This window comes from Streptomyces aurantiacus (assembly GCF_001418335.1).
In the GTDB taxonomy this organism is placed as follows: Bacteria; Actinomycetota; Actinomycetes; order Streptomycetales; family Streptomycetaceae; genus Streptomyces; species Streptomyces aurantiacus.
In genome coordinates this window covers 1-8,174 of the sequence record NZ_LIPP01000104.1, presented here as the reverse complement: position 1 = coordinate 8,174, position 8,174 = coordinate 1, and the positions used below count along the sequence as shown (strand labels likewise).

The 8,174-nt window shown below is 68.4% G+C and carries 10 protein-coding genes and 2 pseudogenes; 5 read left to right on the top strand and 7 right to left on the bottom strand.

Annotation, left to right across the window (positions count from 1 at the left end; all coding sequences use genetic code 11):
- Positions 1 to 267: 267 nt before the first annotated feature.
- On the bottom strand, positions 268 to 909 hold the full coding sequence (locus tag AOK01_RS15500) for a DNA-3-methyladenine glycosylase (RefSeq protein ID WP_055511914.1): 642 nt from the start codon (positions 907 to 909) through the stop codon (positions 268 to 270).
- Between the two features lie 168 nt (positions 910 to 1,077).
- On the opposite strand from AOK01_RS15500, the gene AOK01_RS15495 reads away from it, so the two are divergent.
- The 3 genes from AOK01_RS15495 (at position 1,078) to AOK01_RS15485 (ending at position 3,102) form a co-directional block, all read left to right on the top strand.
- Positions 1,078 to 1,863 carry a sporulation protein gene (locus AOK01_RS15495; RefSeq protein WP_055511912.1) on the top strand — a complete coding sequence of 262 codons (786 nt, stop codon included), beginning with the start codon at positions 1,078 to 1,080 and terminating at the stop codon, positions 1,861 to 1,863.
- A 50-nt stretch (positions 1,864 to 1,913) separates the two neighbouring features.
- Positions 1,914 to 2,453 carry a YbhB/YbcL family Raf kinase inhibitor-like protein gene (locus AOK01_RS15490; RefSeq protein ID WP_055511910.1) on the top strand — a complete coding sequence of 180 codons (540 nt, stop codon included), beginning with the start codon at positions 1,914 to 1,916 and terminating at the stop codon, positions 2,451 to 2,453.
- A gap of 145 nt (positions 2,454 to 2,598) precedes the next feature.
- The gene (locus AOK01_RS15485; RefSeq protein ID WP_055511908.1) at positions 2,599 to 3,102 is read left to right on the top strand and encodes an HNH endonuclease; all 504 of its coding nucleotides are present in this window, start codon (positions 2,599 to 2,601) and stop codon (positions 3,100 to 3,102) included.
- A gap of 245 nt (positions 3,103 to 3,347) precedes the next feature.
- On the opposite strand, the gene AOK01_RS15480 is transcribed toward AOK01_RS15485, so the two are convergent.
- From AOK01_RS15480 to AOK01_RS15470, 3 genes are all read right to left on the bottom strand, one after another.
- A complete protein-coding gene (locus AOK01_RS15480) occupies positions 3,348 to 4,301 on the bottom strand; it encodes an SPFH domain-containing protein (protein ID WP_055511907.1) in 954 nt (317 codons plus the stop codon).
- A 145-nt stretch (positions 4,302 to 4,446) separates the two neighbouring features.
- Positions 4,447 to 4,878, bottom strand: a complete 432-nt coding sequence (locus AOK01_RS15475; protein ID WP_055511904.1) for an NfeD family protein — start codon at positions 4,876 to 4,878, stop codon at positions 4,447 to 4,449.
- Positions 4,879 to 4,974: 96 nt separating this feature from the next.
- Positions 4,975 to 5,766, bottom strand: a complete 792-nt coding sequence (locus tag AOK01_RS15470) for an ABC transporter ATP-binding protein (protein ID WP_055511916.1) — start codon at positions 5,764 to 5,766, stop codon at positions 4,975 to 4,977.
- A 122-nt stretch (positions 5,767 to 5,888) separates the two neighbouring features.
- Between AOK01_RS15470 and AOK01_RS15465 the strand changes: the two genes are divergently transcribed.
- Positions 5,889 to 6,677, top strand: coding sequence for a hypothetical protein (locus tag AOK01_RS15465; protein ID WP_055511902.1), 789 nt, complete (start codon positions 5,889 to 5,891; stop codon positions 6,675 to 6,677).
- Positions 6,678 to 6,815: 138 nt separating this feature from the next.
- Here the strand turns inward: AOK01_RS15465 and chpE are convergent, their stop codons facing one another.
- The 3 genes and pseudogenes from chpE to AOK01_RS41190 all read right to left on the bottom strand — a co-directional run.
- Positions 6,816 to 7,061 carry a chaplin ChpE gene (gene chpE, locus AOK01_RS15460; protein WP_055511900.1) on the bottom strand — a complete coding sequence of 82 codons (246 nt, stop codon included), beginning with the start codon at positions 7,059 to 7,061 and terminating at the stop codon, positions 6,816 to 6,818.
- 218 nt (positions 7,062 to 7,279) lie between these two features.
- The gene (locus tag AOK01_RS15455; protein WP_055511898.1) at positions 7,280 to 7,921 is read right to left on the bottom strand and encodes a response regulator; all 642 of its coding nucleotides are present in this window, start codon (positions 7,919 to 7,921) and stop codon (positions 7,280 to 7,282) included.
- Positions 7,914 to 8,042 (bottom strand): annotated as a pseudogene (locus AOK01_RS41190) (diguanylate cyclase); the annotation flags it as partial. The gene AOK01_RS15455 and the pseudogene AOK01_RS41190, both read right to left, overlap by 8 nt.
- Here AOK01_RS41190 and AOK01_RS42720 point away from each other — a divergent pair.
- Positions 8,041 to 8,174: pseudogene (locus AOK01_RS42720) on the top strand (ATP-binding protein); the annotation flags it as partial. The pseudogenes AOK01_RS41190 and AOK01_RS42720 sit on opposite strands and share 2 nt — an antisense overlap.

Sequence of the window (8,174 nt, the reverse complement as noted above, 5' to 3'; positions counted from 1 at the left end):
ACTCTATCAGACCGTTTCCGGCCGTGATTCCCAATCGGAGGGATTTGCCTTTTGGCCTCGCGGCCTTTCGACATTCACTACGTTAGCCGATCCCCTCGGCAACTCATAATCGAGTTCCGCGAGTTCGAATTCAGGCATGCGGACACGCTGAATTGACCCTCGCTGAGAGGAAGTCGTAAGTAGTGGTTTGGCCACCTCCGGCTGCTGACTGAACGCAGTACCCGGTTCAAGCGGCTTGGGCTACGTTACGGATCGCCCAGAGGCGAGTCAAGTTCGGCGGCGGCGGGGGGTGTGGGCCCGATAAGGGCTCACCGTCGGGTCGCCGGTGATCCAGAAGCGCCACGGGTGGACGCCTCCGTCGCCGGCCACTCCGGTGCGCGGGCCGTTGAGTACCTGGTCGGAGGTCGCCGGGGTGCCGTGCAGGAGGCTCAGCGGTGAACTCTCGGAGGCGCATGCGTCCGTACCGTCGAGGGACCGGTCCACCCCCAGTGCCGTGGCCAGGCGGGCCGGGCCTTTGGCCAGTTCTCTGTCGTGTCGGGCCGAAAGTCGACGTTTGCGAGCGACTTCGGCGCCTTCGGTGATCTCCCCGGCGCGGAGCAGGACCCCGCTCGCCCTGCCCTCCGGGCCGCAGACCAGGTTCATGCAGTGCCACATGCCGTAGGTGAAGTAGACGTACACGTACCCGGGCGGTCCGAACATCACGTCGTTGCGGAGCGTGCGCCCGCGATAGGCATGTGAACCGGGATCGTTCGGGCCGTCGTAGGCCTCGACCTCCGTGAGACGGAGTTCGATCGGACCGTCCGGGGTGGTGCGCACGAGTACGCGCCCCAAGAGGTCGGGGGCGACTTCGAGTACGGGTCGGTCGAAGAAGTCCCGTGTGAGGGGCGTACGGTCAGGGGCCGCGATCATGGTTTCCGAGGGTAGTGCAGGTGTGTGACTGCCTGCGGGGTGGTCAGGGAGCGCCCAGCTTGCCAGGGTGAGGGCGCGGAACCGGACGCGGCTGGATCGCGTATGTATGGATCAAGGATCCGATCCGTGCGGAACAACAACGGGGCGTTGGCCCGAGGAGGAGAAGACATGGGGTTCAAGCGGCTGCTTGCGAGCCTGGGAGCCGGTGGGGCTTCGGTCGAGACGGAGCTGACCGAGGTCAACGTCGTTCCCGGCGGTGTCGTCCAGGGTGAGGTGCGGATCCAGGGCGGATCCGTGAACCAGGCGATCGAGGGCCTGGCGGTCGGGCTGCAGGCCAAGGTGGAGGTCGAGGGCCCTGACGACACGGAGCACAAGCAGAACATCGAGTTCACCAAGCTTCAGCTCGGCGGTGCCTTCGAGCTCCAGGCGAACGGGGTGCACTCGGTGCCGTTCGGGCTGGAGATCCCGTGGGAGACGCCGATCACGAACATCGCCGGTCAGTCGCTGCGCGGCATGAACATCGGTGTGACCACGGAGCTGGCGATCGCGCGTGCGGTGGACTCCGGTGACCTGGACCCGATCAGCGTGCACCCGCTGCCGGCGCAGCAGGCGCTGCTGGATGCCTTCATCCAGTTGGGCTTCCGCTTCAAGAGCGCGGACCTGGAACGCGGTCACATCCGCGGTACGCGGCAGAAGCTGCCGTTCTACCAGGAGATCGAGTTCTTCCCGCCGCAGCAGTACCGCGGTCTCAACCAGGTCGAGCTGACCTTCGTCGCGGACGACCGCGAGATGGACGTCGTCCTGGAGATGGACAAGAAGCCGGGTCTGTTCAGCGAGGGCAGCGACTCCTTCCGCTCCTTCCAGGTGGGCCTCAACGACTTCCAGGGGACCGACTGGGCCGCGTACCTCAACCAGTGGCTGTCGGAGGTCGGCAGTCGCCGCAACTGGTTCTAGGCTCGGAGCGAGAGTCTCCAAGGAGCAGGAACCGATCAGGAGGTGCCGAGGTGACGGAGTCCAAGAGGCCGCCGCTTCCCCATGACTTCCATCCCGTCGTGCCGTCGTTCACCGCCACGAGTGAGGACGTCGAGGCGGGTGCGACGCTGAAGGACGCTCAGGTCTACGCGGCCGGGAACACCTCACCGCAGGTGCGCTGGGAGGGTTTCCCGGCGGAGACCAAGAGTTTCGCCGTGACGTGCTTCGACCCGGACGCCCCCACGGGGAGCGGCTTCTGGCACTGGGTCGTGTTCGACATTCCGGTCTCGGTGACGGAATTGCCGACGGGCGCGGGCACGGGGAAGTTCGAGGGTCTGCCCGAGGGCGCCGTCCAGGCGCGCAACGACTACGGGTCGAAGGACTTCGGGGGCGCCGCACCTCCGGCGGGTGATCCGGCACACCGGTACGTGTTCACGGTGTACGCGGTGGACCAGGAGAAGCTCGGTCCGGACTCGGACGCCTCACCGGCCTTCGTGGGCTTCAATCTCCGGTTCCACACGCTGGCGAGGGCGCAGTTCATCGCCGAGTACGCGGCTCCCGCGGAGAGCTGACCGTTCACTGAACGTTTTGCCCGTCTCTGGTCATGGAATTGATCAGGGGCGGGCATTTTTATTGCGTTGTCCATCTCGGCGTGCCCGGCCAGAGTTGATCCAAGCCCGCCAGGTGGTGGGCCGGTGCACATGGGAGGTGGGCTGGATGCGCGACACGCTGGTGCTGAACGCGAGCTTCGAGCCGCTGTCGACGGTGACGTTGAACCGAGCCGTCGTGCTGGTGCTGCAGGACAAGGCAGTCGTCGAGCAGGCCCACCCCGAACTGCGTATGCGCGGGGCCGCGCTGGACATACCCGCGCCGCGGGTGATCAGGCTCTGCCGCTATGTACGGGTGCCGTTCCGAAGACAAGCGCCGTGGTCGAGGCGGGGTGTGCTGGTGCGTGACCGGCACAAGTGCGCGTACTGCGGCCGGCGGGCGACCACGGTGGACCATGTGGTGCCGCGGGCGCAGGGTGGTCAGGACTCCTGGTTGAACACGGTGGCCTCGTGTGCGGACGACAACCACCGCAAGGCTGCGCGTACGCCGGAGCAGGCGGGGATGCCGTTGTTGCGGCGGCCGTTCGAGCCGACGCCGGCCGATGCGATGTTGCTGGCGCTGGGGCGGGATGAGCTTGAGGCTTTGCCGGAGTGGCTTGCGCAGCCGGCGTAGCGCTGCGTTTTGCTTTGCTAGACCGGAGAATGCCGGTGCGTTGTCGGGTGCGGGGGCGTTGTGGCTTGTCGCGCAGTTCCCCGCGCCCCTAAAAGACTGCGCCGTCCCCGCGCCCCCAAGAGATTGCGCCGTTCCTCGCGCCCCCAAAGCCAAAGATTGCGCCGTTCCCCGCGCCCCTGAAGCCGGGGCTGCGCCCCCGTAGCACGCCGGAGGGGCTCGCCTCTTGGGAGGGGAGCCCCTTGGGGTCAGTCCGTGACCGGGGGGTTTTCTCGGCGTTCTGTGGGGGTGTTGGCTTGCTGGCCGCCGCCTCCGCCCATCCCGCCCATCGGGCCGAAGTTGCCCATGGCGCCGCTCAAGCCCTTGAGGGCGTCGCCGATCTCGCTGGGCACGATCCAGAGCTTGTTCGCGTCGCCTTCGGCGATCTTCGGGAGCATCTGGAGGTACTGGTAGGCGAGGAGCTTCTGGTCCGCGTCACCGGCGTGGATGGACTCGAAGACCGTACGGATCGCCTGCGCCTCGCCCTCGGCGCGCAGCGCGGCGGCCCTGGCCTCACCTTCGGCCCGGAGGATGGCGGACTGCTTCTCGCCCTCGGCGGTGAGGATCTGGGACTGGCGGATACCTTCGGCGGTGAGGATCGCCGCGCGCTTGTCACGGTCGGCGCGCATCTGCTTCTCCATCGAGTCCTGGATGGAGGTGGGTGGCTCGATCGCCTTCAGTTCGACGCGGTTGACGCGGATGCCCCACTTGCCGGTGGCCTCGTCGAGGACACCACGCAGGGCCGCGTTGATCTCCTCGCGGGAGGTCAGGGTCCGCTCCAGGTCCATGCCGCCGATGATGTTGCGGAGCGTGGTGACGGTGAGCTGCTCGATGGCCTGGATGTAGCTGGCGACCTCGTAGGTCGCGGCGCGGGCGTCGGTCACCTGGTAGTAGATGACGGTGTCGATGTTCACGACCAGGTTGTCCTGGGTGATCACCGGTTGGGGCGGGAACGGTACGACCTGCTCACGGAGGTCGATGCGGTTGCGGATCGAGTCGATGAACGGGACGACGATGTTGAGGCCCGCGTTGAGAGTCCGCGTGTAACGGCCGAAGCGCTCGACAATGGCGGCGCTGGCCTGGGGAATGACTTGGATGGTCTTGATCAACGCGATGAAGACCAACACCACCAGAATGATCAGGACGATGATGATCGGTTCCATCGTGGCTCCCCGTACCCTTCTCCGCCTCGGTGCTTCCGGAAGATCTCGTGACGTGCGACAGGTGACTGTCGAAGATCTTGCTGGACGAGTGTGTCAGACCACAACTCGCCACGTGCAACGTTCCGTTCACTGGACGCCCCGGCGGTCACACAATGATCGCCGTGGCCCCCTCGATCTCCACCACGTCCACCTCTTCGCCCACGTCGTAGGCGCGTGTGGTGTCGAGGGCGCGTGCGGACCAGACCTCGCCGGCGAGTTTGATCCGGCCGCCCGAACTGTCGACTCTCTCCAGGACGACGGCCTGTTTGCCCTTCAAGGCGTCTATCCCGGTGGCCAGTTGGGGCCGCTGGGAGCGATGCCGGGTCGCGACGGGGCGTACGACCGCGATGAGCGCGACCGAGACGGCGGCGAAGACGACGACCTGGAGGACGACGCCGCCTCCGAGCCCCGCGGTCACGGCGCCCGCGACAGCGCCGACGGCGAGCATCCCGAACTCCGGCATCGCGGTCACGACCAGCGGGATTCCCAGCCCGGCCGCGCCGATCAGCCACCACACCCATGCATCGATGTCGTCCACATGGTCATGGTAGATCCGCGGGTCCCGTCCCCGACAGGGCGCCGATCAGGTTGGGGCGGGTGTTCCTGGTTGTCAGGAGGGTTGTCAGGGGAGTCGTCAGGAGAGGGGCAGGCCCTGGGCGGTCCAGCGGTCGCCGGCCTGGGAGACGACGAGGGGGAGGCCGAAGCACAACGAGAGGTTGCGCGAGGTGAGTTCGAGTTCCAGGGGGCCTGCCGCGAGCACCTTGCCCTGGCGGATCATCAGGACGTGGGTGAAGCCCGGGGCGATCTCCTCGACATGGTGCGTGACCATGATCATGGAGGGGGCGATCGGGTCGCGGGCGAGGCGGCCGAGACGGCGTACGAGGTCCTCGCGGCCACCGAGGTCGAGGCCCGCGGCGGGCTCGTCGAGGAGCAGCAGCTCGGGGTCGGTCATCAGTGCGCGGGCGATGAGGGTGCGCTTGCGCTCGCCCTCGGAGAGCGTGCCGAACCTGCGGTCCACGAACTCGGTCATGCCGAGGCGGTCGAGGAAGGCGCGGGCGCGCTGTTCGTCGATGTCCTCGTAGTCCTCGTGCCAGCCGGCCGTCATGCCGTACGCGGCGGTCAGTACCGTCTGCAGGACGGTCTGGCGCTTGGGGAGCTTCTCGGCCATGGCGATGCCGGCCACGCCGATGCGCGGGCGCAGCTCGAAGACGTCGACCTTGCCGAGGGTCTCGCCGAGGATGGTGGCGGTGCCCTGGCTGGGGAAGAGGTAGCTGGAGGCGAGATTGAGGAGGGTCGTCTTCCCGGCGCCGTTGGGTCCGAGGATGACCCAGCGCTCGCCTTCCTTGACCGACCAGGAGACCTGGTCCACCAGAGCCCGGCCCTCTCGGACCACGGATACGTCCTCAAGCTCCAGTACATCGCTCATGAGCGCGCTGTCTCCCATTGCAGTCTCGGCCGTCGCTGACGTCTGTGGACGCAGCCCCCAGGGAAAACCTACGCCACCGGTCGACCCGACCAATCCATCGGCCGGTCCTTAGGGTGGGAGCCATGCTTTCGGAACCACGCTCAGGACTGCTGGCGGCATGGGGAAATGCCCTTTTGGCCGGAATCGTTTCGCCGGACGACGCGGTGGTCGCCATCGTCGGTGAGGACGCCGTGCACCGGGTCGAGGGACTGCCCGGGGAGACGGCGCCCGTCGGACTCTCGCTCGCTCTGGGGCGGTTGCGTGCCCTCGGGGCGACCGGCCTGCGGGTCGCGCTGCCCGCGCCCGGGCATCCGCTCGGGCTGAGCGGACCGCCGGAGTTCAACGCACGCGCCCTGGAGGCCGAGGAGGCGGTGGTCTGTCACGGGGTCGGCCTCGGGCTCGTACCCGAGGTGTACGAGGCCGGTCCCGACGGAGATGTGCATGTGGAGGTCGTCTGGCACTGTCTGGCGGTGCGCGAGGCGCCGCCCGCCGATGTGCCGTCTCTCGGTGAGGCGGAGCGGGAGCTCGCGGAGGCGTTGCGTGACGCGACCGACGTGCTGTCGCGGCTCGACGTGGCGGGTTCGGGTCCGGTCGCCGAGGCGGCGATCGACGCGTACCGGGCGCGGGCCGAGCGGGACGGCGAGGCGCTCGCTCCCGGCTATCCGCCGAGAGCGGTGCGGGTGCTTGCGCTGTCCCGGCGTGTCGGACTGCTCGTCTCCGTGGCGTACGGCAACGGGCACGGCGGGGCTGTGAGCGCGTCGGAGATGGCCGCACGCTCCGAGGCGCTGCGCCCGGTCGAACGTACGGCCAGGCGGGCACAGGTGGCGGCCTACAACGCGTTCGTGGAGGAGAGGGAGCGCGGGGTTCGCTGAGAAACCGGCGGGTGCCTTCTGCCCGTCCGTTCGGGCCGGTGGTCCGACGGGCCGAGAACCGGACCGGCCTTCCAGGCGAACCTGGAAGGCCGGTGGTCACCTCTCCCCAAGGGCGTACGTCAGCCCCTGAAGCCGTCGTCAGCCGTTGAGGCCGTCGTTGCCGAACGCCGGGTTCAGGACGCCGATGACGTTCACGGTGTTGCCGACCGCGTTCACGGGGACGGCGACCGGGACCTGGACGAGGTTGCCCGAGGCGACACCCGGCGAGCCCACGGCCTTGCCGCCGGCGTGCGCACCGTCGGTGGCGGAGGCGAAACCGGCACCGGCGGCAACGAGGCCACCGGCCACCATCGTGACGGCTGCGGCCTTCTTCAGGTTCTTCACTTCTGAGCCCTCTCCTAGCGAACCGCTGCGGCAGAGCGCCGCAGCACGCACTGGAGAACGGCCGCGGGCCCGGAAGGATGCGCCATCCGGGGGACATTCCCACGACGGTATGAATCTCACTCCGGAGGAAGACGCTCCGTATTGCCCTCCGGAGGGCAATACGGAAGACCGGCCGTTCCACGGATCAGCAGCTCACAAGCAGGTCATCAGCAGGTCAATCAGCCTGCCGCCCCGTTGCGTACGGCCCACAGTGCGGCCTGGGTGCGGTCGGCGAGGTCGAGTTTCATCAGGATGTTCGAGACGTGCGTCTTGACGGTCTTCTCGGAGAGGACGAGGGCGCGGGCTATCTCTCGGTTGGAGCGGCCGTCGGCGATCAGGCCGAGCACCTCGCGCTCCCGCTCGGTGAGCGAACCGCCTCGCCCCTGGCCGTAGTTGCTCCCCTCCTCGGACAGCAGGGCGCCGGCCACCTCGGGCTGGAGCAGGATGTGCCCCGCGTGGACCGAGCGGATGGCGCCGGCGAGGGCGTCGGGATCCACGTCCTTGTAGACGTAGCCCGCGGCGCCCGCGCGCAGGGCCGGGATCACCGTGCGCTTCTCGGTGAAGCTGGTGACGATGAGCACGCGCGCGGGGTTGTCCAGTTCGCGGAGCCTGCGCAGGGCCTCCACGCCGTCCATGCCCGGCATCTTGACGTCCATGAGGACGACGTCGGGCTTCAGCTCCTCGGCGCGGGCGACTCCTTCGGCGCCGTCGGACGCCTCTCCCACGACCTCGATGTCGTCCTGTACCTCCAGGAAGGTCCGCAGTCCCCGGCGGACCACCTGGTGGTCGTCGACGAGCAGCACCTTGATTGCGTCAGCCACCGGGGACCTCCATCTCGATCGTGGTGCCCTTCCCGGGCGCCGACTCCACCGCGAGCCTGCCGCCGACGCCGTTCGTCCGGTCGCGCATGGACACCAGGCCGAGGTGGCGGCCCGCGCGGCGGGTCGCCCAGGAGGCGCTGCACAACGCGCTGCGGCACTCGGGCGCGGCCCGTGTCGACGTCACGCTGGAACGGCGCGGCCCGGGTGCCGTCCTGCGCGTCAGTGACGACGGCGGCGGCTTCGAGCCCAGGGC

What these genes read in the sequence shown, in the direction of transcription:
- AOK01_RS15485 (WP_055511908.1), top strand. Translation starts at nt 2,599, where the DNA reads ATGCGCGACACGCTGGTGCTGAACGCGAGCTTCGAGCCGCTGTCGACG.
- AOK01_RS15470 (WP_055511916.1), bottom strand. Translation starts at nt 5,766, where the DNA reads ATGAGCGATGTACTGGAGCTTGAGGACGTATCCGTGGTCCGAGAGGGC.
- AOK01_RS15465 (WP_055511902.1), top strand. Translation starts at nt 5,889, where the DNA reads ATGCTTTCGGAACCACGCTCAGGACTGCTGGCGGCATGGGGAAATGCC.
- AOK01_RS15495 (WP_055511912.1), top strand. Translation starts at nt 1,078, where the DNA reads ATGGGGTTCAAGCGGCTGCTTGCGAGCCTGGGAGCCGGTGGGGCTTCG.
- AOK01_RS15480 (WP_055511907.1), bottom strand. Translation starts at nt 4,301, where the DNA reads ATGGAACCGATCATCATCGTCCTGATCATTCTGGTGGTGTTGGTCTTC.
- AOK01_RS15500 (WP_055511914.1), bottom strand. Translation starts at nt 909, where the DNA reads ATGATCGCGGCCCCTGACCGTACGCCCCTCACACGGGACTTCTTCGAC.